The sequence below is a fragment of the Mesorhizobium sp. P2_D6 genome (assembly GCF_056404315.1).
On record NZ_JBFUEG010000003.1, the window covers coordinates 387323 to 412807 of the forward strand.

A 25485-nucleotide genomic window follows, 5' to 3' on the forward strand; every position below is an offset into this window, starting at 1 on the left:
GCCGGACGCCTGGCGACTTAAACGCCAGAGCAGGAACTGAGCCTACTCGGCCCATAGTTCGCGGCGCAATTCCTGCCAGCTTTCCCTGTCGGGCGCGACCAGGATGCCGCCGTCGACATCCGACGGCAAATAGGCGCTGCCGTCGATGCGCGCGGTGTAACCGCCGGCCTCGGCATGGATCAACACGCCGACCAGATGGTCCCACGGCATCAGCTTGTTGTAGACGACGAAATGGGCGTGGCCGCTGGCCAGCAGCCGGTATTCATGCGCCGCGCAGCGATAGCCGAACTGCGACAGCGTCTTGGTCTGGTTGCGCGCCAGAAGCGAGCGTTGCGGCTCGGCCAGATATTGCCAGGAAACCGAACCGGTCATTTGCGAGACCGGCACGGCATCGGCGACATGCACCTTCTCCAGCGCGCCATGCGCATGGCGGATATGGCTGCCGGCGCCCTTGGCGCCGATCAGCCAGTCCTTGCCTACGGGATCATGGATGATGCCGGCCACGGTCTCGCCCTTGACCACGACGCTTAGCATGACGCCGAACAGCGGCACGCCGGAGGCGAAGTTGAAGGTGCCGTCAACCGGGTCGATGACAAAGGCGAGATCGGCATCGCCAAGCCCCTGAAGCAGCGCCGGATTATCGGAACAAGCCTCCTCGCCAACGATCATCGCCTGGGGGTAGCGCTCGCGCAGCCTTGCCGTGATCAGCCGTTCGGCATTGACGTCGGCCTCGGTCACCAGATCGGCGGCCGAGGTTTTCTGGCGGACGTCACCCTCGCCTAGCCGGCGAAAGCGCGGCATGATCTCGGCCCTGGCTGCATCGGCGAGAAGCTCGGCAAGCCAGTCGATCGCATGGTCGTCAAATGTCATCGGAAAGGTCTTGTCCTGCGCTGAGGCTGCCATTGAGGGCAGCAAAGTCGAACAGTTTGCGGTCGAGCAGATGCGACGGCCTGGTGTTGGAGAGCGCGCGCAGCATCGTGTCCTTGCGGCCCGGCATGCGCTTTTCCATGTCGTCGAGCATTGCCTTCGTGGCGTTGCGCTGCAGGCCTTCCTGGCTGCCGCAGAGATCGCAGGGAATGATCGGGAATTTCATCGCCGAGGCGAATTTCTCCAGATCCGCCTCGGCGCAGTAGCTCAGCGGCCTCAGCACCATGACGTCGCCGTCATCGTTGAGCAGCTTTGCCGGCATGGCCGCAAGGCGGCCGCCATGGAACAGGTTCATGAAGAAGGTTTCGAGGATGTCTTCGCGGTGGTGGCCGAGCACCAGCGCCGAACAACCCTCTTCACGCGCGATGCGGTAGAGATGGCCGCGCCGCAGCCGCGAGCACAGCGAACAATAGGTGCTGCCCTGCGGCAGCTTGTCGGTGACCACCGAATAGGTGTCCTGATACTCGATGCGATGGGGAATGCCGTACCTGTCGAGATAGTCGGGCAAAATATGTTTCGGGAAATTCGGCTGGCCCTGGTCGAGATTGCAGGCGAGCAGTTCGACCGGCAAAAGCCCGCGCCATTTGAGGTCCAGCAGCACGGCGAGCAGTCCGTAGGAATCCTTGCCGCCGGAGAGCGCCACCAGCCAGCGATCGCCTGGCCTGACCATGGCGAAATCCTCGATCGCCTGGCGGGTCAGCCGCAACAGCCGCTTGCGCAGCTTGTTGAATTCGACCGAGGACGGCACGTCGGCGAACAGCGGATGGAAGCCGCCTTCGGCATCGGCAACCGGTTCAAGCAGATCGGCGTTTGGCAACATGTTCATGGCGCGTCGGCCCAAATCCCTGTTGCGCCCGGATTAGCGCATTGGCTCGAAAATCGAAATCGGTTTTTGGTCGATGCTTCGCAAAGCGCGATGCACAAAGAAAAAGGCCGCCTCGAAAGGCGGCCTTCGATATCTGCGGCAAAGAGGCCGATCAGCGCGAATAGAATTCGACGACCAGGTTCGGTTCCATCTGCACGGCGAACGGAACGTCCGCCAGGCCGGGGATGCGCGAGAAGGTCGCGACCATCTTGTTGTGATCGGCTTCAATGTAGTCCGGCACGTCGCGCTCGGCGAGGCCGACCGATTCCAGAACGATGACCAGCTGCTTCGACTTTTCGCGCACTTCGATGACGTCGCCCGGCTTGCAGCGGTACGAGCCGATGTTGACGCGCTTGCCGTTGACGTTGACGTGGCCGTGGTTGACGAACTGGCGGGCGGCGAAAATGGTCGGCACGAACTTGGAGCGGTAGACGACCGCGTCCAGACGCGACTCGAGCAGGCCGATCAGGTTCTCCGAGGTGTCGCCCTTGCGGCGGTCAGCCTCTTCATAGACCTTGCGGAACTGCTTTTCCGAAACGTCGCCATAGTGACCCTTCAGCTTCTGCTTGGCGCGCAGCTGCAGGCCGAAGTCGGAAAGCTTGCCCTTGCGGCGCTGGCCGTGCTGGCCGGGGCCGTATTCACGCTTGTTGACCGGGGACTTCGGGCGGCCCCAGATGTTTTCGCCGAGACGGCGGTCGATCTTGTACTTCGCGGATTCGCGCTTGCTCATCGCATTCCCTTTCAAAACAAACCACCCGGAACCTCATGGTCCGGGTGAAGGAAACGCGCCCTCCTCTGGCCTCCGTTTTCGAGACCTGACAGGGTCTTCCACGCAATGCGGTGGAAAGCCCACGGGACACGTCAGTCTAGACAAGACCAAGGAAACGATAAACCTGATTTCCCGGGGCTTGCCATGCAAAAGAAACCACCGGGCATTGCGGCCCGGTGTTGGTGGGCTCGTTAAACGGAGATTTAACCGGTGTCAAGCTCGCGGCTGGCGCCGGCTGCGGCAACCCTATAGCTTTTCTGGTGTTAAGTGCGGTGCCGGATGTGGCGGTGTCGTTGCCAACGGCATTAGGAAGGGACTGGAGCCAGAGGAGCCAAAAGTCGTATGAAAAAATTCTTCCTTTCGTTGGTAAGTGCAGCCGTCCTGGCAGGATCGATGTCGATTGCCGTCCCCGAGCCGGCGATGGCCAGGCATTGGCACGGTCACAGGCACTATCAGGTCTGCCGCATCGTGGTGAAGAAGAAGGTCGTCTGGCGGCACGGCCACAAGAAGGTCATCCGCTACAAGGTGAAGCGCTGCTGGTGGCGCTGGTAGTTTCGGCTTCGGCCTGAAGTGAAGGGCCCGCGGTCTGGGCCGCGGGCTTTTGTTTTTGACGGCACAATATCCGAGCCTCAGTCCGTCGATTTCTTCTCGGGCAGCCCCTTGCGCTTGGTCTCGGCGAATTCCTCAAGCTGCTTTTCGCTCATCGATTCATACATTTCGCGTGCGGCGCCTATGAGTTCGCCTTTCTTGGTTTCGCCGCGTTTGGCCGAAAGCGCGGCGCCGGCGGCCTTTTGCTGAGCTTGTGATTTTGCAGGCATATCGGTTCCTCCTTTGCTGCCAGAAGGAGAAACGTTGCGCTTCGGCGAGAGTTCCAGCTCTGGCGGCCAACTCCCGGTCCGCGCTCGTGTCTCCCCATGGCCGGCCCGCCTGCTGGCAAATCGGCCTTCCCGTGTCCGAAACGCCAGTGTAGGACGGCGCCATGAAATCGTTGACCGATCCCTCGCAGGCACTCGCTAACGGCCTTTCAAAAATCCGCACCGAGTTCCACGTGCCGGACGGGTTTCCGCCCAACGTGATGGCCCTGGCACACAGGGCGGCCAGACGGGTGCCCAGCCAGCATGCCGACCGAACGGCGATGCCTTTCGTGACACTCGATCCGGCGACTTCCACCGATCTCGATCAGGCTTTTTCGATCGAGGCGAGCGGCAGCGACCTTCTGTTGCACTATGCCATTGCCGACGTAGCCTGGTTCGTCGAGGACGGAGACGCGGTGGATCTCGAAGCCTGGGCGCGGGGCGAGACCCTGTACTTGCCGGACGGCAAGGCCGGGCTCTATCCCCAGGTGCTTGCCGAGGGTGCCGCGAGCTTGCTGCCCAGCGGACCGCGTCCGGCAGTTGTCTTCACGATTCGGATCGCCGCGGACGGCGCGGTAAGACTGGACGGCGCGGAGCGCGCAATCATTCAGAGCCGCGCCAAGCTCGCTTATGACAGCGTGCGGGCCGCCGACGTTCCGACCGGCTTTGCCGAAATTGCGCGGCGCATGACGGCAAACGAAGAGCGTCGTGGCGCTTCCCGCGTCGACCCGCCCGAGCAGGAAGTCGAGCAGCTTGCCGACGGCACATTCCAGCTTTCGTTCAGGCCGCTGCTGCGATCCGAGCAAAACAACGCCGCGCTTTCGCTGGCCGCCAACATGGCGATTGCCGACGCCATGCTGGCACACCGGACCGGACTGTTTCGGGTGATGGCGCCGCCGGATGCGTCCAAGGTGCAAAGACTGCGCAGTGCGGCACAGGCTCTCGGCCTCCCCTGGCCGGCTTCGACCAGTTTAAGCGACTATCAGCGAACCCTCGATCCGGGCAACAAGCAACAGGCAGCGCTGATGCTGGAAATCCGCCGTGCCGGTTCCGGTGCGTCCTACCAACCCTATGAGGAAGGCGTTGTGCCGTGGCACGAGGCCATGGCTGCGACCTATGCCCATGCCACCGCGCCGCTGCGGCGGCTGGCAGACCGCTACGTCGTGCGCTGCGCGCTGGCAATCGCCAACGGCCAGCCGGTGCCGCAGGCCGTCACCGAGGCGTTTGCCAGACTGCCCACGGTGATGGGACGCGCGGATGCCCGCGCCTCGCAGATCAACCACGCGGCCATCGACCTTGCCGAGGCGGTGATGCTGAAGGGACGCCAGGGTGAAATGTTCAAGGCCGTCGTCACCGACGTCGCCGACCAGCGTATGCGCGTACAGCTCTCGAACATGCCTGTCGTTGCGAATGTGAAGGCATCCGGGTTCAGGCAGGGCGACAGCCTGACGCTAAGGCTTGTTTCGGCTGATCCGGATCAACGCAGCATTGTCTTCCAACCTGCCTAGCGTGCGCTCAATCCAAAACCCTGCATCAGCCGGCTGATGGCGAAATCCGGCTTTCCCGAGGTAAAGACTGCGATGTCGGGCTCGCTTTGCGGCAACGGCCCGTCGACTGCCGGAAGCAGCGACAAGGCACGGCGGGCAATCGCCTCGGCCGGGTCTATCCAGTCGACCGGCCAGGGTGCTGTCTTGCGCATGCGGTTGGCCAGGAACGGGTAGTGCGTGCAGGCGAGCACGACGATATCGGTGCGCAAATCGTCATGCTGGACGAAGCACGGTGTGATCTCGGCGCGCACGGCCTCTTCGTCGACAAAGCCCTCGCGCATGTAGGCCTCGGCCAGTCCGGCCAGATTGTTGCTGCCGACCAGGCGGACATGGCATTTCTGCGCCCATTTGCCGATCAGGTCGCGCGTGTACTGGCGCTTCACCGTGCCCGGCGTCGCCAGCACCGAGACCAGCCCGGAGCGGGTGCGCTCGGCTGCCGGCTTGATTGCCGGCACGGTGCCGACAAAGGGATGGCCGGGGAATGTTTCGCGCAACGCATCGATCACCAGCGTCGAGGCGGTGTTGCAGGCGATGACCGAAATCGCCGGCTGAAAACGGTCGAGCAGCTTGGCGAAGAGATCGAGTATGTGAGCCTGCAGCGCCGGCTCTTCCCAGGCGCCATAAGGAAAGGCCTTGTCATCGGCGACATAGACGAAGCGCCGGTCGGGCATCAGCACGCGGGCTTCGCGCAGCACCGTCAATCCGCCAACGCCGGAATCGAACATCAGGATCGGGCGGTGGCTTGATCGATCGCTCATTGATGTCGGACCATGGAAAGGGGCTGGAGATCAGAAGGGCTGGCCGGTGATGTGGCTGATGCCGTTCTATCTGCAACGATCATGGTCTTGAAGTGGCGAACTCACCCAAGTTTTGCGCAAAGCCGGCGAAGACCGCTTTCCGATTGCTCTACAGCCCACGCTTGCCGAAGCCCGCGGGCTTTGGCCGACCCATCGGTTGGACGGATGGCACCGGGCGAGTGACCGGCGCGGCGGCGCGCGTAGTGGATGGCGTAGCGCTGGTGGCCATCCGACCACTGGCCGAGGGAACGGTGCCTTCGAAATCGAAAACCGATGTCAGCTCATCGATATTGCTGCCCGCCACCGGCTTTGCCACCAGGATCGTGCACCAAAGGCCAAAGATCGACAGCGCAAGCAGGTTCAGACCGCTGGGGGTGCTTTCCGGATTGTTGAAATCGATGACCAGCAGCGTGCCGGCCTGCAGGAAGGCGTAGATGCCGCAGAACACGATGTAGGACCACAGGATCCAGCCTTTGCCGTTGGCGTCGCGGCTGCGCCGCCAGGCGATGTTGCCGCGCATAACCACAGCCAGCAGCGAAACGATGAGGACCGCGCCGGCCATTCCTTGCCGCGACGGACCAGGCGCGGAGTTGATGAAGCCCTCAAAGCCCATCGTGCCGACAATGCACACCAGAGCAGTCGTGGCCTCGAGGAAAGCTACCCCAAGGGAATAGAAGAAGAAGCGCATGCGGCCGATATTGGAGGTGAACATGAGCGACCCACCGTTTTCACAACAATAGATCAGCACCAGGTAATATTCGGTTACGCCGAACGTTCGAAGCTTACAGACCTTAACCTTCTTGGTCTGTCTTCCGGTTTCGCGCGGCGGCCGGAAGCCGTCTCGGATCGTCTCCGGGCGAGCCGTCGCCGCGCGGCATGGCCGGCGAAAACCGGTCCAGCGACGAAATGATGCCGCGCAGCACCTTCAGTTCCGGCTCGGCAAACCCGGCGCGCGTCAGGACAGCGCGCAGGTTGTCGACCATCTTCGGCTTCTTCGGCGCCGGGCGGAAATAGCCGCGCGCTTCGAGCGCGCCTTCGAGATAGGCAAACAGGCCGTGCAACTCTTCCTTGCTCGCCGGCTTCATTTCCGGGCTGGAGAAATTGGTCGTCGTCTCATCCTCCAGGCCCGACTTCATCCACTCATAGGACATCAACAGCACGGCCTGGGCGATGTTCAGCGACGAAAAGCCGGGATCGACCGGAAAAGTGACGATCTCGTCGGCGAGCCCGACCTCATCATTGTAGAGGCCGAACCGCTCGCGGCCGAACAGGATGCCGGTGCGCTGGCCAGCTATCTGACGAGCCCTCAGCGCCCTGCCCGCCTCGACCGGTCCGCGTACCGGCTTGAAGCCGTCGCGCTCACGCGCGGTGGTGGCGAAGACGAAATTGAGATCCGCCACCGCGGACGCCAGATCGCCAAACACGGTAACGGCATCGATGACATGGTCGGCGCGGCTGGCGGCAGCGCGCGCCTTCTCGCTTGGCCAGCCATCGCGCGGATTGACGAGCCTGAGTTCCGACAGACCGAAATTGGCCATGGCGCGCGCGACCATGCCGATATTCTCGCCGAGTTGCGGCTCGACGAGGATGATCGCCGGGCCGGCGGCGGAGACGTTTTCAGGAGGTTGCGCGGCGGACATGGTCTCAATGAACTGCTGTTTGCGGCATTTTCAGCGTTCCCTGCCACATCCACCCGCCAAAATGAAGCGTTTGCAAAACACCAGGTCGTCGCACGGACGGCCCGTTCAGCGCCGATCGGCGTTTGCGCCGCCAAATGGGCTTTGATATACGGGCCGCATCCCCGGCCAAAGCCATGCGGGCAAGGCCGTTTTGTTCCCCAAAAGCGAGGCATTCTTTCCATGGCGAAGATCAAGGTGGCGAACCCGGTCGTCGAACTCGACGGCGACGAGATGACCCGCATCATCTGGCAGTTCATCAAGGACAAGCTGATCCACCCTTATCTCGACCTCAAGCTCGAATATTACGACCTCGGCATCGAGCACCGCGACGCCACCAACGACCAGGTGACCATCGATTCGGCCAACGCCATCAAGAAATGGGGCGTCGGCGTCAAATGCGCGACGATCACCCCCGACGAGCAGCGCGTCGAGGAATTCAAGCTGAAGAAGATGTGGAAGTCGCCGAACGGCACCATCCGCAACATCCTCGGCGGCACCATCTTCCGCGAGCCGATCATCATGAAGAACGTGCCGCGGCTGGTTCCCGGCTGGACCAAGCCGATCATCGTCGGCCGCCACGCCTTCGGCGACCAGTACCGCGCCACCGACTTCCGCTTCCCCGGCAAGGGCAAGCTGACGATCAAGTTCGTCGGCGAGGACGGCAAGGTGATCGAGCATGACGTGTACGACGCGCCCGGCGCCGGTGTTGCCATGGCGATGTACAATCTCGACGATTCGATCCGCGAATTCGCGCGCGCCTCGCTGAATTACGGCCTGCTGCGCAATTATCCGGTCTACCTCTCGACCAAGAACACCATCCTCAAAGCCTATGACGGCCGCTTCAAGGACATTTTCCAGGAAGTCTACGAGGCCGAATTCGAAGCCGAGTTCAAGGCCAAGAAGCTGTGGTACGAGCACCGCCTGATCGACGACATGGTGGCCTCCGCCCTGAAATGGTCTGGCGGCTATGTCTGGGCCTGCAAGAATTATGATGGCGACGTGCAGTCCGATACGGTGGCGCAGGGTTTTGGCTCGCTCGGCCTGATGACCTCGGTGCTGATGACGCCGGACGGCAAGACGGTGGAAGCGGAAGCCGCGCACGGCACCGTCACGCGCCACTATCGCCAGCACCAGAAGGGCGAGGATACCTCGACCAATTCGATCGCTTCGATCTTCGCCTGGACGCGTGGCCTCGCACACCGCGCCAAGCTCGACGACAATGCCGAATTGAAGCGCTTTGCCGACACGCTGGAGAAGGTCTGTATCCAGACTGTCGAGAGTGGCTTCATGACCAAGGATCTGTCGCTGTTGATCGGCCCCGACCAGCCCTGGCTGTCGACCACCGGCTTCCTCGACAAGATCGACGAGAATCTGCAAAAGGCGATGGCGTAACCCGACAACGAAGGCTCCGAGAGGAGCCTTCGCTTTTTGGGTGAACAACGCGAGCAGGAGCGAAGGGCTGAGCGATGACCAAGCCGACCCTCTACGGGGCTGATTACAGCGTCTATGTCCGCATCGTCCGCCTCGTGTTGGCGGAAAAAGCCGTCGGCTACGAACTCGTGCCGCTCGACATCTTCGCGGCCGAAGGCATTCCGGCCTGGTATCTTGAGCATCACCCGTTCGGCCGCATCCCTGCCTTCGAGCACAACGGCTTTCGACTGTTCGAGACCAGCGCAATCGCCCGCTATGTCGACGAGGCCTTCGACGGCCCGGCGCTGCAGCCGAAAGACCCGCACGGCCGTGCGCGGATGAACCAGATCATCGGCATGCTCGACGCCTATGCCTACAGGTCGATGGTCTGGGACGTCGCTGTCGAGCGGCTGGAGAAGGAGGTGCCCGACGAGGCGCTGATCGCCAACGGACTGCGCCAGGCCGAAACGGTGCTCAGGGTACTGACCGCCCTCAAAGCGCCCGGGCCGTGGCTGCTCGGCGATCAGCTGACGCTGGCCGACCTGCATGCGGCAGCCATCATCGCTTATTTCCTCAAGGTCCCCGAGGGGCAAAAGCTGCTTGCTGACTTCGCCGCTATCCAGGCCTGGTGGGACGGCATCGCGAAACGTCCGAGCCTGGCGGCGGGCTGACATGAGGTTGGGGGGCGCCCATGGCTGACCTTTCCCGCCAGGACGCGCTCACCATCGCCAGAATAGTCAGGGTCAACCACGCCGGTGAATTCGGCGCGATCAGGATCTATTCGGCCCAGATTCTGGTCGCCAAACGCTTTTGGCCGGATTGCGTGCCCTCCCTGTCGGAGATGCTTGGGCACGAGCGCACACATTGCGCAGCATTCCGCTCCACCATGCCGGCGCGGCAGTCGCGACCGTGCCGGGTGATGCAGTTCTGGAGCTGGGGCGGCTGGCTGCTGGGTTTTGTGACCGCCCTGCTCGGCCCGCGAGGCATCTGGGCTTGCACGGCAGCTGTCGAAGCGACGGTACATCGCCATCTCGACGACCAGCTTTTCTTTCTGGCCAACTGCGACCCGGACTTGCACGGCATCATCCTGGCCATCCGCGAGGAAGAGCTTGCCCACCTCCATCATGCCGAAGAGCAGCTGAAATCACCCGGTCCGGCTATGAACCTTCTGCGGTCGCTGATTTCAGTCGCCACCGACTTGCTGATCTGGCTGTCCACCTGGGGCGACTCCAGCAGAATGACGCGCGCGCTGAAGGCGGCGAAGCAGAGCTAAGGTTTTAAAGGCCGATTGCCGGCCTTGTGACCATCAGCCAGAGAATGCCGAGCACGGCGGCGAAAGCCGGAAAGCCGCAAGCAAACCATATGCGAAACAGGCGCTTTTCCTCGGCCGGCAACGGTGCGTTTTCGCTGGCTGCCTGCCGCGCCAGGTTGCGGATGCGGATCTGGATCCAGACCACCGGTAGCCAGAACAGACCGGTCACGACATAAAGCAGCAGGGACAGCACGATCCAGCCTTCGGAAAGCGGCCAGCCCACGGCCTGCGCCAGCAGCACGCCGGTGATCGGCTGCACGATGACGGCGGTCGCGGTGAAAATCGTGTCGGCGATGACGACGGTGTCCGCGACATGGGCAACGAGTTCGGCGCGGCCGGTGCGCTGCGCCATCAGCATGAAGAAGGCGATTCCAGCGCCGGTGCCGAACAACACCGTGGCGCCGATGATATGCAGCCAGCGCAGGAGGTCGACCCAGAGGTTCATCGCTCGTCCAAAATCGCCAAGGCCACCAAGGCAAGGCACAGTGCGGGAACAGCCTTCACGATTGCTCCCAAAGGATCGAGCCACAGATCGGGCGCAAGCGCGGTTGCTGCGCCAAGATAGACCAGCGTGATGGCAATCATCCCCATCAGTGCGAGGCGCGCCAAGGACCGCACGAGAACAGCGGCCCCGACAGCGATATCAGCCACGCTCCCGGCAAGGACCATCCCGAGCGCGAGCGCCGGCGACAGGCCATGCGAGACCAGAATGTCGGCGGCCACATCCTGTTTGATAAAGCCGACAATTCCGGACACCAGCCAGAACAGCGACAGCACCCCGAATACGACCGGTTTCAGCAACCAGAGCCGGGCGAACCACCGCTCCTGAACATGGGCGGGCATGCAGGCCAGCGTTGCTTCCAGCGGCTGCAATTTGTGATCTGAAATCTCGCTCCAGGACGCGGCGTTGCCGGTCACGCCGCGCGCCAGTGCGGCAAGGGCTGCGCTGCGCAAAGGCGATCGCCAGCCAAGCAGGCCGAGGCCATCGGCAAAGACAGCCGCGATCCCACCGAGAAACGCCGGCATCGGCACCAGGCGGGTCGGCGGCAGTCCAAGCCATGCCCGGAAGGCAAACAGCACATCGGCGAGCGGGCGCGGCTCGGCTTCGACGAGATCGACGGAAAGACGCGGCGGCAGGGATCCGGCAACCGCACGCGACACGGCCTCAGTGACGTCCGTGACCGCCACGGTCTGGATGGGCCGGCGCGCCATCACGGCAGGAATAAACCCGGGAAAGGCGGCAAGCGCGCGCAGAAGGGCCGTCCCGCCATAGGCGGCAGGCGCGATCACCAGGCCCGGGCGCAGTATGGTCCATTCGAGCGATGAATTTGCGACGGCCTTGTCGCCCTCACCTTTGGTGCTGAAGAAAGCATCTGATGAGGTGGGATCGGCACCGATGGCGGAGATCTGCACGAAGCGGCTGACACCGGCCTGTTCGCAGGCGGTGACCAACGCGGTTACGGCGCCGCGATGGATGGCGTCAAGGCGGTCGCGCGGGCCGTCCTGCAAGGCGCCGGCCGCATTCACCACCGCATCCATGCCGGCGATCAGCGGCAGCCAGTCTTCAGCGGTCAGCAGTCGCGCCATGTCGGCTGCGGTCCAGCGCACCGCCGGCCAACGCCGCGCGGCATCCCTGATATCGCGACCCAAGCCGGTGACCTGATGCCCGTCGCCCAGCAGGCGGCCGACGACGGCTTCGCCGATCAGTCCGTAGCCGCCGAGGACGAGCACCCTCTTGCCAGGACTGTCGGGCTTGCCGGGGCTATCGGGCATAGGGCGGCTTTCAGGCTGCCTCCAGTGCCGCCTTGACCGCGGCGATCGCATCATTGGCCTTGGACGCATCCGGGCCGCCGGCCTGCGCCATGTCGGGCCGGCCGCCGCCGCCCTGCCCGCCCAAGGCGGCGGACGCAACGCGCACCAGATCGACGGCGCTGAAGCGGCCGACAAGGTCATCGGTGACGGCGACGACGACGCTTGCCTTGTTGTCCTCACCGGCGCCGACGAAGACGACGACACCCGAGCCGAGCGAGGTTTTTCCCGCATCGGCCAGCGGCTTCAAATCCTTCGGCGACACGCCGGAAACGGCCTTGCCGAGGAAGCCGACACCGGCGACGGTCTCGTTCTCTGAGGGCGCGCCGGCCGCGGCGCCGCCGCCCAGCGCCAGCTTCTTGCGCGCTTCGCTCAGTTCCTTCTCGAGCTTCTTGCGCTCTTCAAGCAGCGTCTCGACACGCGCCGGCACGTCGGCCGGCGAGATCTTCAATGTCGAGGCGACGGCCTTCAACCGCCTGTCCTGCTCGTCGAGATGTTTGCGCGCGGCTTCGCCGGTCAGCGCCTCGATGCGGCGCACGCCGGCGGCGACCGCGCTGTCGGAGACGACGCGGATCAGACCGATATCGCCGGTTGCCCGAACATGGGTGCCGCCGCAGAGCTCGACCGAATAGGGCCGGTTGGCCTTGGCGCCGTGCAGGCCAGTGCCCATCGACACGACACGCACCTCGTCACCATATTTTTCGCCGAACAGCGCCATGGCGCCTTCGGCAATGGCATCGTCGACCGACATCAGGCGGGTCGTCACCGGGCTGTTCTGGACGACGATTTCGTTGGCCATGCGCTCGACCTCTTCGAGGTCTTCCGCCGAGATCGGCTTGTTGTGCGAGATGTCGAAACGCAGCCGCTCCGGCGCGACCAGCGAGCCTTTCTGCGCGACATGGGTGCCCAGCACCTCGCGCAAAGCCTCGTGGATCAGATGCGTCGCCGAATGGTTGGCGCGCAGCCTGGTGCGGCGCGCATGATCAACCTTCAGCTCGACGGCGGCACCCGTTTTTACGGTGCCGCTTGCCACCTTGCCCAGATGCACGAACAGACCGTCGGCCTTCTTCTGCGTGTCGGAAACCTCGATCGAGAAACCTTCGCCGGAGATGACGCCGGTGTCGCCCATCTGGCCACCGGATTCGCCATAGAACGGCGTCTGGTTGACGACCACCGCCACGGCGTCGCCCTTGCCGGCGCTGTCGACGGTCTTGCCGTCCTTGACCAGCGCCTGGATGAGGCCTTCCGCAGCTTCAGTCTCGTAGCCGAGGAATTCGGTGGCTCCGGTCTGTTCGCGCACCGAAAACCACACGGTTTCGGTGGCGGCCTCGCCGGAGCCGGTCCAATGCTTGCGCGCCTCGGCCTTCTGCAGCTCCATCGCGTGGGTGAAGCCGGCAAGGTCGACCGAGATGCTGCGCTGTCGCAGCGCGTCCTGCGTTAAATCGAGCGGGAAGCCATAGGTGTCGTAGAGCTTGAAGGCGGTCTCGCCATCCAGCATGTCGCCGGCATGAAGCGTTTCGGTCGCTTCCGAGAGCAGGCCGAGGCCGCGCACCAGCGTCTTGCGGAACCTGGTTTCCTCGAGCTTCAGCGTCTCGGTGATCAGCTGTTCGCCGCGCAGCAGTTCGGGATAGGCTTGGCCCATCTCGCGCACCAGCGCCGGCACCAGCTTCCACATCAACGGCTCTTTGGCACCGAGCAGCTGCGCATGGCGCATGGCACGGCGCATGATGCGGCGCAGCACGTAGCCACGGCCCTCGTTGGACGGCAGCACGCCATCGGCGACCAGGAAGGAGGACGAGCGCAGATGGTCGGCAATGACGCGGAAGGACGCGACCGTCTCCTTGTCAGGCCCCTGCCCGAGCGCCGACGACGCCGCATCGATCAGGTGGCGGAACAGATCGGTTTCAAAGACGCTTTCCACCCCTTGCAGGATCGACGCCATACGTTCCAGGCCCATGCCGGTGTCGATCGACGGCCGCGGCAGGTCGATGCGCTCTTCCTTGGTGACTTGCTCATACTGCATGAACACCAGGTTCCAGAATTCGAGGAAGCGGTCGCCATCCTCTTCCGGGCTGCCGGGAGGGCCGCCCCAAATGTGTTCGCCTCGGTCGATGAAGATCTCCGAGCACGGACCGCACGGTCCGGTGTCGCCCATCGCCCAGAAATTGTCCGAGGTCGGGATTCGAATGATGCGGTCGTCGGAAAAACCGGCGATCTTTTTCCAGAAGCCAGCCGCCTCGTCATCGGTGTGATAGACGGTGACCAGCAGCTTGCTCTTGTTCAGCCCGAACTCCTTGGTGATCAGGTTCCAGGCAAGCTCGATGGCGCGCTCCTTGAAATAGTCGCCGAAGGAGAAGTTGCCGAGCATCTCGAAGAAGGTCAGGTGGCGCGCGGTGTAGCCGACATTGTCGAGGTCGTTGTGCTTGCCGCCGGCGCGCACGCTTTTCTGCGCCGTGGTGGCGCGCGAATAGGGCCGCTTCTCCAGGCCGGTGAAGACGTTCTTGAACTGCACCATGCCGGCATTGGTGAACATCAATGTCGGGTCGTTGCGCGGCACAAGCGGGCTCGAGGCCACGACCTCGTGGCCCTCCTTGCGGAAATAGTCGAGGAATGTCGACCGGATCTCGTTCACGCCACTCATGACTGCTGCCTTTTCGCGAAAACCGCCGGCACGGCCGGCGGAAACTGGTCTCTGCTTCTTAGAAGATCGACTTGGCCTTTTAGCGGGCAGGCTTCACCCTGTCCAGAAACACGGAATTGGGCCAATCCAGCAGCTGCAAGGCTGCCTTCACACTTGCCCAAAAACGAAAACCGCCGGCGCGAAGGCCGGCGGTTTGGAACGCGATTACTAAAGAACTCTGTTACTTAAGCATTCGATAATAGACCGGATTTATGGCCGAACTCTGGCAACTGCCTTACATGGCGCCGGATTCTTCCTCGAAGCCGTCGTCCTCGCCGCGCTCAGGGCCGCCATTTTCGAGGAATTTCTCGGCAATCAGCCCTGCATTCTGCCTGAGCGCCAGTTCGATCTCGCGCGCCGTGTCGGGATTGTCGCGCAGGAACAGCTTGGCGTTCTCGCGGCCCTGGCCGAGGCGCTGTGAATTGTAGGAGAACCAGGCGCCTGACTTCTCGACCACGCCGGCCTTGACGCCGAGGTCGACCAGTTCGCCTGTCTTGGAGACGCCTTCGCCATACATGATGTCGAACTCGACCACCTTGAAGGGCGGCGCCAGCTTGTTCTTGACCACCTTGACGCGGGTCTGGTTGCCGACGACCTCGTCGCGGTCCTTGACCGAGCCGATGCGGCGGATGTCGAGGCGCACCGAAGCGTAGAATTTCAACGCGTTGCCACCGGTGGTGGTTTCGGGCGAGCCGAACATGACGCCGATCTTCATGCGGATCTGGTTGATGAAGATGACCATGGTGTTGGAGCGCGAGATCGAGGCGGTCAGCTTACGCAGCGCCTGGCTCATCAGACGCGCCTGCAGGCCGGGGAGCGAATCGCCCATTTCGCCCTCGATTTCAGCGCGCGGCGTCAGTGCTGCCACCGAATCGACAACCAGCACGTCGATGGCGCCGGAGCGGACCAGCGTGTCGCAGATTTCCAGCGCCTGCTCACCGGTGTCGGGCTGCGAGATCAGGAGGTTCTCCAGGTCGACGCCGAGCTTGCGTGCATAGACCGGGTCAAGCGCGTGCTCGGCATCGACAAAGGCGCAGATGCCGCCCTTCTTCTGGGCTTCGGCAACCGTGTGCAGCGCCAGCGTCGTCTTGCCCGAGCTTTCCGGCCCATAGATCTCGACGATGCGGCCGCGCGGCAGGCCGCCGACGCCGAGCGCGATGTCGAGGCCAAGCGATCCGGTCGGCACGGTTTCGATCTCGACGACCTGCTCATTGGCCCCCAGCCGCATGATCGAGCCCTTGCCGAAGGCGCGCTCGATTTGCGACAGCGCCGCGTCCAGAGCCTTTGATTTGTCCACCGCTTTGTCCTCTACAAGCCGCAAAGAATTCTGAGCCATGATACATCACCCCTTGGTCGTCAATGAAGGCCGGACAATCCGTAATCCCTGCCCAGTTTGTACCTTTTTTGTTCTCGTTTGGCAAGAGGGGTCAAATATCTGAAAAACAATCTTTATCCTGATTTGTTCTTTTTTTGTCTCGTGGTTTGGTTTTCGGACGCTTTCCGCATTGGGCCAGACGGTCCGGCGGTTTGGCTCCGCCCGAATCGCTGGCTTGCCTGCGAAGCTCCGCCGCACAGCCTAGAGCAGTTCGCTGTTTCATGGAAACAGCGAACTGCTCTATCTCCTTTTGACGCAATTCCGGACGGAAAACCGTTTCACACTTTTCCTGGAATTGCTGGACGCTTGTGCGGCAGGAATAACAAAGGTCATATCGCCGGCATGGTGAAATCTGCAAAAATCCTGGCGGTGGGCGGCGCCCATATCGACCGGCGCGGCCAGGTGTCGGGCGATTACGTGCCTGCGGCGTCCAACCCCGGCACGATGCGCGAGGATGTCGGCGGCGGCGTCTTCAACGCGCTGCGCAGCCTCGTGCGGCGCGGCGTCTCGGCCTCGCTGATGTCGATGCGCGGCGGCGATGCGGCGGGCGAGACGGTGTCGCGTGCCATCGCTGAAGCCGGCATCGCCGATCTGTCGGCGGTGTTCCTCGACCGCACCACGCCAAGCTATACGGCGCTGATCGACCGTGACGGCGAGCTGATCACCGGCTTTGCCGACATGGCGCTCTATGATCTGGCGTTCCCCAAGCAGATCCGCCGCTCCAAGGTGCGCGAGGTGGTCGCCGAGGCCGACGCGGTGCTGTGCGACGCCAATCTGCCGTCATCGGCGCTGGAGCGGCTGGTGGGCCTAGCCGCCGGCAAGCCGGTCTATGCCATCGCCATTTCGCCGGCCAAGGTGGTGCGGCTGATCCCGGTGCTGAAGGAGCTCGCGCAGGTCTTCATGAACCGGCGCGAGGCCATGGTGCTGGCCGGTGTCGGCGCGAATGCCACCGAGCGAGAGACCGTCGACGGTTTGCGCTGCAGCGGCCTCAGGAGTGGCGTGGTGACGGCGGGCGATGGCCCGGTGCTGGGTTTCGACGAAGCCGGCGCCTTTTCGATCCTGCCGCCGGCCCCCAGAAAGGTCGCCGACGTCACCGGCGCCGGCGACGCGCTGGCCGGTGCTACCATCGCTGCCCTGCTGCGCGGCCTGGCCCTGCGCCAGGCCCTGCGCGAAGGCGTGGCCGCGGCAACGCTCGCCATCGAAAGCGCTGACGCCGTTCCGGCCTTCACCGCCGCCACCTTCAACGAGGCGCTGGCCCTTGTGCCCGACGCACAGGAAATGGCATGAGGGCGGCGAATTGCCATTGCCGGAGCGCGCCGTCTACGGGGACGCGCAGCACTTCGGACCGGAGACCGTCATGACCCCGCAAAGCGCCCGCCCCTTCATCGACATCCACCCGCCGGTGGCCGAGGCGCTCGCCGCCGGGCGCCCCGTGGTGGCGCTGGAAAGCACCATCATCACCCATGGCATGCCCTACCCCGACAATGGCGCCATGGCGGCCAATGTCGAAAAGATCATTTTGGACAATGGTGCGGTGCCGGCGACGATCGCCGTGGTCGCCGGCCGCATCAAGATCGGGCTGTCGGACGGCGAGCGCGAATCGCTGGCCATGACCGGCGACGCCATGAAGCTCTCGCGCGCCGATCTCGGCTTTGCGGTTGCTGAGGGACGCACCGGCGGCACCACCGTCGCCGCCACCATGATCGCGGCCAATATGGTCGGCATCAAAGTGTTCGCCACCGGTGGCATTGGCGGCGTCCACAAGGGCGCGGAAAAGAGCTTCGACATCTCGGCCGACCTCGACGAACTGGCGCGCACGCCGGTCATCGTCGTCTCGGCCGGCGCCAAGGCCATCCTCGACATCGAAAAGACCCTGGAGGTGCTGGAGACGCGCGGCGTGCCGGTGATCGGCCATGGCTGCGAAACCATGCCCGCCTTCTGGTCGCGCCAGTCGCGCTTCCGCGCGCCGCTGACCCTGCACAGGCCGGAAGAGATTGCGCATTTCTACAAGACCCGGGTTGCGCTGGGGCTCGGCGGCGGCATGCTGATCGCCAACCCGGTGCCGCAGGATGACGAGATCCCGGCCGACGAGATGGCCGGCTACATCGAGGCCGCGCAGAAAGCGGCGGAAGTGCAGAACGTGACGGGAAAGGCGGTGACGCCGTTCCTGTTGGGGAAAATCCTGGAACTGACCGACGGCCGGAGTTTGAAGACGAATATTGCGCTGGTCGAGAACAATGCGCGGCTAGCGGCGAGGATCGCCAGGGCATTGTAGGTTCACGCGGCCAAGGCCCCCCTCACCCGGATTGCCGAGACCGAATTGCAAAGAGCAATTCGGGGCAATCCGACCTCTCCCCGAGGGGAGAGGAGCGTGCCAGCGCTAACTTAAGCCTCTTCTCCCCAGCGGGGAGAAGGTGGCCGCGAAGCGGCCGGATGAGGGGGCGGCCTCGACGTGAGCCCTCGCAGCAGTCAAATCACTTCCCCGCCCTTCGCCCCGCCTCATAAGCCCGGCGCGCCCACACCCTCATCTCGTCGGGATCGTCAAAGGCGCTGTCGGGGATGCTCCAATACGGCATCGCAACCAGTTTGCCGTGGCGCGAGCCGGTGTAGGTCCATTGCTTGCAGCCGGCAGCTTCGAAGTCGGGCGCGCTTTGCTCGTCGGCCTTGAGCAGCAATTCGCCGCGCAGCACGATGGCAACGATGATGCCATCGAAATAGATGCCCTTGCCGCCGAACAGCCGTCGGATGCTGACTGGGCCGAGGCCTTCGAACAGTTCGGCGATGCGTTCATTGTCCATGCCGCGATCATGTCACCGGGATTTGGCCTTGTCATCGCCGCAACCAAAACCATGCTGACAGGTTGAGAACGAGATTCGTCGGAGTTTTGCCATGCCGCTTCTGCTCAAAGGATCCTGCCGCTGCGATGCCGTCCACTTCGAGGTGGAAAGCCACACACCGGTGCCGTTCATGCTGTGCTACTGCTCGATCTGCCGCAAGCAGCAGGGCGGCGGCGGCTTCGCCATCAATCTCGGCGCCGATTACAAGACGCTGAAGATCAGGGGCAAGCGCAGCCTCGGCGTCTTTCGTGCCGAGATCGAGGACGACGAGCATCCAACGTGCGAAATCTCGTCGGGCGAGCGCAATTTCTGCAAAAAATGCGGATCGGCGCTGTGGCTCTACGATCCGACCTGGCCGGATCTGGTGCATCCCTTCGCTTCGGCGATCGACAGCGAGCTGCCGAAGCCGCCGGAAAAGGTGCATTTGATGCTGAAATACAAGGCGAGCTGGGTCGAGCCGGTGATCGGCAAAAGGGATAAGGTCTTCGACGCCTATCCCGAGGAATCGATCGCCGACTGGCACAAGCGGACGAAGATGTGGGTGAAGTAAGGTCCTTCTCCCCGTTCACGGGGAGAAGATGCCGGCAGGCAGATGAGGGGCGGCGCCAACTTCGGATAGGGCAGCGCTGCCCCTCATCCGTCACTTCGTGACACCTTCTCCCCGTGAACGGGGAGAAGGAGGAGGTGTCAGGCCGACTCGCGCGCTTCGGCCAGCTTCTTCAAATCCGCCGGCTTCAGCTCGACGGATTCGCCGCAGCCGCAGGCCGAACTCTGGTTCGGGTTGTGGAAGGTGAAGCCGGTGCGCAGCGTCGTCTGCTCGAAATCCATCTCTGTGCCGAACAGGAAAAGGGCTGCTTCAGGCGCGACATAGACATGGGCGCCGTCGCGCTCGATGTGGTCGTCCTTGGTGTTGGGCTCGGTCACCAGATCGACCGTGTATTCCATACCGGCGCAGCCGCCCTTCTTGATGCCAAGGCGAATGCCATGCGCATTGTCACGCGTGGCGACGATCTCACGCACCCGGTCGGCGGCCTTTTCGGTCATCGTGATGACGGCGAAGCGTCCCATTCTTTTTCCTCTTCCATTCCATGCAGGTTCAAGGCCCGCCGAATGATTCTTCACCTAAAATGGTGAAGTTTTACCACTGGCGCAAGTACGCCAGCCTCTGCCAACCTCAGTACCAACCCACTGCCACCTGCGCCTCTTCCGACATGCGGTCGGGCGACCAGGGTGGGTCGAAGGTCATGTTGACCTCGACGCCCGAGACGCCCTCGACGGCGCCGACGGCGTTTTCGACCCAGCCCGGCATTTCGCCGGCCACCGGGCAGCCGGGCGCGGTCAGCGTCATGTCGATCTTGACCGAGCGGTCGTCCTCGATGTCGATCCTGTAGATCAGGCCGAGCTCGTAGATGTCGGCCGGGATTTCCGGGTCGTAGACCGTCTTCAGCGCCGAGACGATATCGTCGGTCAGCCGCGCCAGTTCATCGGCCGGAATGGTCGAAGCTGAAACCAGCGGATTGATGGCCGCTTCCGGCGCGGTCTCTGTGGTGTGGCTCGCATCATCCATGGTCATCATCCAAAGAACTTGCGCGCTTTTTCAAGCGCTTCGGCCAAAGCGTCGACTTCGGCCCTTGTATTATACATGCCGAACGATGCCCTGCATGTGGAGGTTACGCCAAAGCGTTTCAACAGCGGCTGGGCGCAATGGGTGCCGGCGCGGACCGCCACGCCTTCCCTGTCGATCACCATCGACACGTCATGGGCGTGAATGCCCTGCAATTCGAACGAGATGATGGCGCCCTTGCCGGGCGCGTCGCCGAAGATGCGCAGCGAATTGATGGCGCGCAGCCGCTCATGCGCATAGGTCTTGAGATCGGCCTCGTGGGCGGCAATGCGCTCGCGGCCGATTTTTTCCATGTACTCCAGTGCTGCACCGAGGCCAATCGCCTGCACGATCGGCGGCGTGCCGGCCTCGAAGCGATGCGGCGGCTCGTTGTAGGTGACGATGTCTTCCGTCACCTCCTCGATCATCTCGCCGCCGCCCATGAAGGGGCGCATGCCCTGCAGAATGTCCTTCTTGCCGTAGAGCACGCCGATGCCGGAGGGACCGTAGACCTTGTGGCCGGTGAAGACGAAGAAATCGCAGTCGAGATCCTGGACGTCAATCGGCATATGCACGGCGCTCTGGCTGCCGTCGACCAGCACCGGAATGCCGCGGGCATGCGCGATGCGCACGATCTCCTTGATCGGCGTCACCGTGCCCAGCGCATTCGACATCTGGGTGATCGCGACAAGCTTGGTGCGGTCGGTCAGGCGCTTTTCGAATTCCTCGATGTGGAAGACGCCGAGATCGTCGACCGGCACCCAGACCAGCTTGGCGCCCTGGCGTTCGCGGATGAAATGCCACGGCACGATGTTGGAGTGGTGCTCCATGATCGACAGCACGATCTCGTCGCCCTCGCCGATATTGGGCATGCCATAGCCGTAAGCGACGGTGTTGATGGCGGCTGTCGTGTTCGAGGTGAAGACGATGTTGTCGGTGCTCGGCGCATTGAGGAAGCGGCGCACGGTCTCCCGCGCCTTTTCATAGGCGTCGGTCGCGGCGTTGGACAGGAAATGCAGGCCGCGATGGACGTTGGCGTATTCCCGGGAATAGGCGTGCTGGATTGTATCCAGCACCACCTGCGGCTTCTGCGCCGACGCGCCGTTGTCGAGATAGACGAGCGGCTTGCCGTAAACTTCGCGCGACAGGATCGGGAAGTCGCGGCGGATCGCCTCGACGTCATAAGGGGTGGTTTCGAGTTTCTGGTCCATTACAACTTCAGAGCCTTATTCCGTCACCCACCCCTCATCCGTCTCGGCGCTACGCGCCGATCCACCTTCTCCCACAAGGGGAGAAGGTAAGGCGCTACCCGTGCGCCACAAACCAGTCGTCGAGCCGCACTTCCAGCGCCTCGACCAGCGCCTCGTCATCCAGTTCCTCGATCACTTCGGCGACGAACGCCTTGACCAGAAGCCCCCGCGCGCTCTTCTCGTCGATGCCGCGTGCCATCAGATAGAACAGATGGTTGTGGTCGATCTCGGTGACGGTGGCGCCGTGGCCGCAGATGACGTCGTCGGCGAAGATTTCCAGCTCCGGCTTGGTCGAGAACTCGCCGTCGTCGGACAGGAGCAGCGTGTTGCAGGCCATCTTGGCGTTGGTCTTCTGCGCGTATTGATGGACGTTGATGCGGCCCTGGAAGACGCCGCGCGCCTTTCCGGTCACGACATTGCGGATCACTTCCGTCGAGGTCGTGTGCGGCACGGCATGGTCGAGCACCATGGTCACGTCGGTATGGGTGTCGCCGGCCAAAAGGTTGATGCCGCGCAATTTGAAGTCGGCGCCTTCGCCGGTCGTCCTGACCACGATCTCCTGGCGCACAAGCTTGCCGCCGGCATTCATGAAGAACACGGTCAGCTTCGAATTCTTGCCGAGATGCGCCTTGAACTGCGCAAGATGCGTGGCCGTTTCCGGCTGTTCCTGGACGATCAGCCAGGTCACCTCGGCGCCCTCGCCCAGCACCAGCTGGCTGACCGAGCTGCCCAGTGCCGCGCCCTCGCCGGCCTGACGCTCGACGATAGCAGCCTTGGCGCCCGCGCCGACACGCACGGGAAAGCGCACATGCACCTGGCCGCCGGCCTGTAGGTTCTGCAATTCGATCGGCTTTTCCAGCGCTACGCCATCGGCGATGTCGACGAAATAGCCGTCGGCGACAAAGGCCGTGTTCAGCGCGCCGATGGCGTCATCGCTGCCATAGGGGTCGAGGCCCGGCGCGATGGAGCCGTCGGTCAGCTTTTCCGACAGGCGCTGAACCGTCACGCCTTCGATATCAGGGAATTTCGCGCCGGAGACGCCGTTCAGCACGGCCAGGATGGCGGAGCCTTCGACGATGGGCGGCAACGCCTTGGCGGCGGCTGTGGGATCGAAAGCCGGCACCATCGTCAGCAGCCGGCGCAGATCCGTATAGTGCCAGGATTCGATGCGCCGAGTCGGCAAGCCGTGCTTGATCGCCTCGATGGCGTCGTCGCGCTTCAGCGTCACCGCGCCGTCGCCCGGCAGCAGTGACAGCCGCTCGCCGAAAGCGTCGATCAGTGCCGTCTCGGCCTGGGTGCGCTGGGGTGTCGAGTGCATGTTCATCAGCTTGGCCTCTGGCATCTCACGCGGCTTCGCCGATCACGCCGGCATAGCCATTGGCTTCGAGATCGAGCGCCAGCGACTTGTCGCCGGACTTGATCACCTGACCTTTGTAGAGGACGTGCACGCTATCCGGCACGATGTGCTCGAGCAGGCGCTGGTAGTGGGTGATGACGACGATGGCGCGCTCTGGCGAACGCAGCGCATTGACGCCGTCCGAGACGATCTTCAGCGCGTCGATGTCGAGGCCGGAATCGGTCTCGTCGAGCACGCAGAGTTTCGGCTCCAAGAGCTTCATCTGCAGGATCTCGGCGCGCTTCTTCTCGCCGCCGGAGAAGCCGACATTGAGCGGCCGCTTCAGCATCGCCATGTCCATGTTCAGCGAGGCGGCCGCTTCCTTCACCCGCTTCAGAAATTCCGGGATTTTCAGCGGTTCCTCGCCGCGCGCCTTGCGCTGCTCATTCATCGCCACTTTGAGGAATTCCATGGTGGCGACGCCCGGTATCTCCATAGGATATTGGAAGGCGAGGAAGATGCCCGCCGTGGCGCGCTCGGCCGGGTCCATTTCGAGGATCGACTGGCCGTTGTAGAGGATGTCGCCTTCGGTGACCTCATAGTCCTCGCGGCCAGCGAGAATGTAGGACAGCGTCGATTTGCCCGAGCCGTTCGGGCCCATGATGGCGGCGACCTCGCCGGCTTTCACCGTCAGGTTCAGGCCGCGGATAATCTCGGTGCCGTCATCGACGATGCGGGCATGCAGGTTCTTGATCTCAAGCATTCTTTTCTTTCCTGAATATCTCTCCGGTCAGCCGACCGAGCCCTCAAGGCTGATGCCGATCAGCTTCTGCGCTTCGACCGCGAACTCCATCGGCAGCTGCTGGATGACGTCCTTGACGAAGCCGTTGACGATCAGCGCGATCGCTTCCTCTTCAGGAATGCCGCGCTGCATGACGTAGAACTTCTGGTCCTCGGAAATCTTCGAGGTCGTCGCCTCATGCTCGAACTGCGCCGTCGAATTCTTGGCTTCCATGTAGGGCACGGTGTGCGCGCCGCACTGGTCGCCGATCAGGAGACTATCGCAATTGGTGAAGTTGCGGGCGTTGGTCGCCTTGCGGTGCGCTGAGACCTGGCCGCGATAGGTGTTTTGTGAGAAGCCGGCGGCGATGCCCTTGGAGATGATGCGGCTCGACGTGTTCTTGCCGAGGTGGATCATCTTGGTGCCGCTATCGACCTGCTGGTAGCCGTTCGACACCGCGATCGAATAGAACTCGCCGGAGGAATCGTCGCCGCGCAGGATGCAGCTTGGATATTTCCAGGTGATCGCCGAGCCGGTCTCGACCTGCGTCCACGAGATCTTCGAACGGTCGCCGCGGCAGTCGCCGCGCTTGGTGACGAAATTGTAGATGCCGCCCTTGCCCTCGGCGTCGCCGGGGTACCAGTTCTGCACCGTCGAATATTTGATCTCGGCATCGTCGAGCGCCACCAGTTCGACGACGGCGGCATGCAACTGGTTCTCGTCGCGCTGCGGTGCCGTGCAGCCTTCGAGATAGGAGACGTAAGCCCCCTCCTCGGCGATGATCAGCGTGCGCTCGAACTGGCCGGTGTTCTTCTCGTTCATGCGGAAATAGGTCGACAGCTCCATCGGGCAGCGCACGCCCTTGGGCACGAAGACGAAGGAACCGTCGGTGAACACGGCAGAATTCAGCGTGGCGTAGAAATTGTCGGAGGTCGGCACGACCGAGCCGAGATATTTCTGCACCAACTCCGGATGCTCGCGAATGGCTTCCGAGATCGAGCAGAAGATGACGCCGGCCTGCGCCAGCTCCTTCTTGAAGGTGGTGACGACGGAGACGGAATCGAACACAGCGTCGACGGCCACACGGCCGGATTTGTAGACGTTGTCGCTGGGCTCCTCGAGATCGGACGCGTCGGTCTTCTGCACGCCGGCGAGGATTTCCTGTTCCCTGAGCGGAATGCCGAGCTTTTCGTAGACCTTCAGCAATTCGGGATCGACGTCGCTTAGCGATGTCGGGCCGGGCGTGCTCTTGGGCGCCGCATAGTAATAGAGGTCCTGGAAATCGATCTTCGGATAATGGACGCGCGCCCAGGTCGGCTCTTCCAGCGTCAGCCAGCGCCGATACGCTTCCAGACGCCATTCGAGCATCCAGGACGGTTCATCCTTCTTGGCCGAGATGAAGCGAATAATGTCTTCGCTCAGGCCCTTGGGGGCCTTGTCCATCGCGATCTCTGTCTGGAATCCGTATTTGTACTGGTCGACGTCGATCTTTCGGACCCGATCGATCGTGTCCTGCACAGCAGGCATAAGCGTTCTCCATCCACGCCGGGGTCAAGGCCCGACAGTTTTCAAACTATGGCATCGCCAACGGCTGCCCCTGGAGGCACCGGAAGCGGCGTAAGTTCCATATAGTGCGTTTCGACCCGGAATTCAC

General features: G+C 63.1%; 26 protein-coding genes. 8 read left to right on the forward strand and 18 right to left on the reverse strand.

Annotation, left to right across the window (positions count from 1 at the left end; all coding sequences use genetic code 11):
• Window positions 1-42: 42 nt before the first annotated feature.
• The 3 genes from AC1D1L_RS08275 to rpsD form a co-directional block, all read right to left on the reverse strand.
• Entirely contained in the window at window positions 43-870 is an 828-nt protein-coding gene (locus tag AC1D1L_RS08275) for an inositol monophosphatase family protein (RefSeq protein ID WP_477340367.1), read from the reverse strand.
• Complete coding sequence (gene ttcA, locus AC1D1L_RS08280) at window positions 860-1753, reverse strand: tRNA 2-thiocytidine(32) synthetase TtcA (RefSeq protein ID WP_477340369.1); 894 nt, start codon at window positions 1751-1753, stop codon at window positions 860-862. The genes AC1D1L_RS08275 and ttcA overlap by 11 nt, the downstream gene beginning before the upstream one ends.
• A gap of 151 nt (window positions 1754-1904) precedes the next feature.
• Window positions 1905-2522, reverse strand: coding sequence for a 30S ribosomal protein S4 (gene rpsD / locus AC1D1L_RS08285; RefSeq protein ID WP_027028657.1), 618 nt, complete (start codon window positions 2520-2522; stop codon window positions 1905-1907).
• A gap of 381 nt (window positions 2523-2903) precedes the next feature.
• Here rpsD and AC1D1L_RS08290 point away from each other — a divergent pair, with 381 nt between their 5' ends.
• Window positions 2904-3113 (forward strand): hypothetical protein, encoded by a 210-nt coding sequence (locus AC1D1L_RS08290; RefSeq protein WP_477232759.1) that lies wholly within the window; start codon window positions 2904-2906, stop codon window positions 3111-3113.
• 77 nt (window positions 3114-3190) lie between these two features.
• Here AC1D1L_RS08290 and AC1D1L_RS08295 read toward each other — a convergent pair whose 3' ends face one another.
• Window positions 3191-3379, reverse strand: coding sequence for a DUF3008 family protein (locus AC1D1L_RS08295; RefSeq protein ID WP_192253547.1), 189 nt, complete (start codon window positions 3377-3379; stop codon window positions 3191-3193).
• A gap of 161 nt (window positions 3380-3540) precedes the next feature.
• Here AC1D1L_RS08295 and AC1D1L_RS08300 point away from each other — a divergent pair, with 161 nt between their 5' ends.
• Window positions 3541-4923, forward strand: coding sequence for an RNB domain-containing ribonuclease (locus AC1D1L_RS08300; protein WP_477340371.1), 1383 nt, complete (start codon window positions 3541-3543; stop codon window positions 4921-4923).
• Here AC1D1L_RS08300 and murI read toward each other — a convergent pair.
• The 3 genes from murI to AC1D1L_RS08315 form a co-directional block, all read right to left on the reverse strand.
• Window positions 4920-5720 (reverse strand): glutamate racemase, encoded by an 801-nt coding sequence (murI, locus tag AC1D1L_RS08305; RefSeq protein WP_112561425.1) that lies wholly within the window; start codon window positions 5718-5720, stop codon window positions 4920-4922. The genes AC1D1L_RS08300 and murI overlap by 4 nt on opposite strands.
• Before the next feature lie 148 nt (window positions 5721-5868).
• Window positions 5869-6471, reverse strand: coding sequence for a DUF805 domain-containing protein (locus AC1D1L_RS08310; RefSeq protein ID WP_477340373.1), 603 nt, complete (start codon window positions 6469-6471; stop codon window positions 5869-5871).
• Between the two features lie 79 nt (window positions 6472-6550).
• Entirely contained in the window at window positions 6551-7399 is an 849-nt protein-coding gene (locus AC1D1L_RS08315) for an RNA methyltransferase (RefSeq protein ID WP_352559777.1), read from the reverse strand.
• Window positions 7400-7618: 219 nt separating this feature from the next.
• On the opposite strand from AC1D1L_RS08315, the gene AC1D1L_RS08320 reads away from it, so the two are divergent.
• The 3 genes from AC1D1L_RS08320 to AC1D1L_RS08330 all read left to right on the forward strand — a co-directional run bounded on the left by AC1D1L_RS08320 (window position 7619) and on the right by AC1D1L_RS08330 (window position 10121).
• Window positions 7619-8830 carry an NADP-dependent isocitrate dehydrogenase gene (locus AC1D1L_RS08320; RefSeq protein WP_477340375.1) on the forward strand — a complete coding sequence of 404 codons (1212 nt, stop codon included), beginning with the start codon at window positions 7619-7621 and terminating at the stop codon, window positions 8828-8830.
• Window positions 8831-8904: 74 nt separating this feature from the next.
• Window positions 8905-9519, forward strand: a complete 615-nt coding sequence (locus AC1D1L_RS08325; RefSeq protein WP_477340377.1) for a glutathione S-transferase family protein — start codon at window positions 8905-8907, stop codon at window positions 9517-9519.
• Between the two features lie 20 nt (window positions 9520-9539).
• Window positions 9540-10121: a demethoxyubiquinone hydroxylase family protein gene (locus AC1D1L_RS08330; protein WP_477340379.1), complete on the forward strand. Its 582-nt coding sequence runs from the start codon at window positions 9540-9542 to the stop codon at window positions 10119-10121.
• 4 nt (window positions 10122-10125) lie between these two features.
• Here AC1D1L_RS08330 and AC1D1L_RS08335 read toward each other — a convergent pair whose 3' ends face one another.
• From AC1D1L_RS08335 to recA, 4 genes are all read right to left on the reverse strand, one after another.
• The gene (locus tag AC1D1L_RS08335) at window positions 10126-10605 is read right to left on the reverse strand and encodes a DUF2269 family protein (protein WP_477340381.1); all 480 of its coding nucleotides are present in this window, start codon (window positions 10603-10605) and stop codon (window positions 10126-10128) included.
• Complete coding sequence (locus AC1D1L_RS08340) at window positions 10602-11933, reverse strand: SDR family oxidoreductase (protein WP_477340383.1); 1332 nt, start codon at window positions 11931-11933, stop codon at window positions 10602-10604. The genes AC1D1L_RS08335 and AC1D1L_RS08340 overlap by 4 nt, the downstream gene beginning before the upstream one ends.
• 10 nt (window positions 11934-11943) lie before the next feature.
• Window positions 11944-14610, reverse strand: coding sequence for an alanine--tRNA ligase (alaS, locus tag AC1D1L_RS08345; protein ID WP_477340385.1), 2667 nt, complete (start codon window positions 14608-14610; stop codon window positions 11944-11946).
• Window positions 14611-14884: 274 nt separating this feature from the next.
• A complete protein-coding gene (recA, locus tag AC1D1L_RS08350; protein ID WP_112561417.1) occupies window positions 14885-15985 on the reverse strand; it encodes a recombinase RecA in 1101 nt (366 codons plus the stop codon).
• Between the two features lie 381 nt (window positions 15986-16366).
• Here recA and AC1D1L_RS08355 point away from each other — a divergent pair, with 381 nt between their 5' ends.
• Together AC1D1L_RS08355 and AC1D1L_RS08360 are read left to right on the forward strand one after the other, a co-directional pair.
• The gene (locus AC1D1L_RS08355) at window positions 16367-17311 is read left to right on the forward strand and encodes a carbohydrate kinase family protein (protein WP_477340387.1); all 945 of its coding nucleotides are present in this window, start codon (window positions 16367-16369) and stop codon (window positions 17309-17311) included.
• 70 nt (window positions 17312-17381) lie between these two features.
• Window positions 17382-18299 carry a pseudouridine-5'-phosphate glycosidase gene (locus AC1D1L_RS08360; protein ID WP_477340389.1) on the forward strand — a complete coding sequence of 306 codons (918 nt, stop codon included), beginning with the start codon at window positions 17382-17384 and terminating at the stop codon, window positions 18297-18299.
• A gap of 199 nt (window positions 18300-18498) precedes the next feature.
• On the opposite strand, the gene AC1D1L_RS08365 is transcribed toward AC1D1L_RS08360, so the two are convergent.
• The gene (locus AC1D1L_RS08365; RefSeq protein ID WP_477340391.1) at window positions 18499-18822 is read right to left on the reverse strand and encodes a TfoX/Sxy family protein; all 324 of its coding nucleotides are present in this window, start codon (window positions 18820-18822) and stop codon (window positions 18499-18501) included.
• Between the two features lie 91 nt (window positions 18823-18913).
• Between AC1D1L_RS08365 and AC1D1L_RS08370 the strand changes: the two genes are divergently transcribed.
• Window positions 18914-19411 carry a GFA family protein gene (locus AC1D1L_RS08370; RefSeq protein WP_477340393.1) on the forward strand — a complete coding sequence of 166 codons (498 nt, stop codon included), beginning with the start codon at window positions 18914-18916 and terminating at the stop codon, window positions 19409-19411.
• 137 nt (window positions 19412-19548) lie between these two features.
• Here the strand turns inward: AC1D1L_RS08370 and sufA are convergent, their stop codons facing one another.
• The 6 genes from sufA to sufB all read right to left on the reverse strand — a co-directional run bounded on the left by sufA (window position 19549) and on the right by sufB (window position 25358).
• Window positions 19549-19929, reverse strand: coding sequence for a Fe-S cluster assembly scaffold SufA (gene sufA, locus AC1D1L_RS08375; protein WP_477309263.1), 381 nt, complete (start codon window positions 19927-19929; stop codon window positions 19549-19551).
• A 106-nt stretch (window positions 19930-20035) separates the two neighbouring features.
• The gene (locus AC1D1L_RS08380; RefSeq protein ID WP_192253517.1) at window positions 20036-20428 is read right to left on the reverse strand and encodes an SUF system Fe-S cluster assembly protein; all 393 of its coding nucleotides are present in this window, start codon (window positions 20426-20428) and stop codon (window positions 20036-20038) included.
• Between the two features lie 5 nt (window positions 20429-20433).
• The gene (locus AC1D1L_RS08385; RefSeq protein WP_477340395.1) at window positions 20434-21675 is read right to left on the reverse strand and encodes a cysteine desulfurase; all 1242 of its coding nucleotides are present in this window, start codon (window positions 21673-21675) and stop codon (window positions 20434-20436) included.
• A gap of 94 nt (window positions 21676-21769) precedes the next feature.
• Window positions 21770-23038, reverse strand: a complete 1269-nt coding sequence (gene sufD / locus AC1D1L_RS08390) for a Fe-S cluster assembly protein SufD (RefSeq protein WP_477340757.1) — start codon at window positions 23036-23038, stop codon at window positions 21770-21772.
• A gap of 19 nt (window positions 23039-23057) precedes the next feature.
• The gene (gene sufC / locus AC1D1L_RS08395) at window positions 23058-23813 is read right to left on the reverse strand and encodes a Fe-S cluster assembly ATPase SufC (RefSeq protein ID WP_023694111.1); all 756 of its coding nucleotides are present in this window, start codon (window positions 23811-23813) and stop codon (window positions 23058-23060) included.
• A gap of 27 nt (window positions 23814-23840) precedes the next feature.
• Window positions 23841-25358: a Fe-S cluster assembly protein SufB gene (gene sufB, locus AC1D1L_RS08400; RefSeq protein WP_023700863.1), complete on the reverse strand. Its 1518-nt coding sequence runs from the start codon at window positions 25356-25358 to the stop codon at window positions 23841-23843.
• Window positions 25359-25485: the final 127 nt, after the last annotated feature.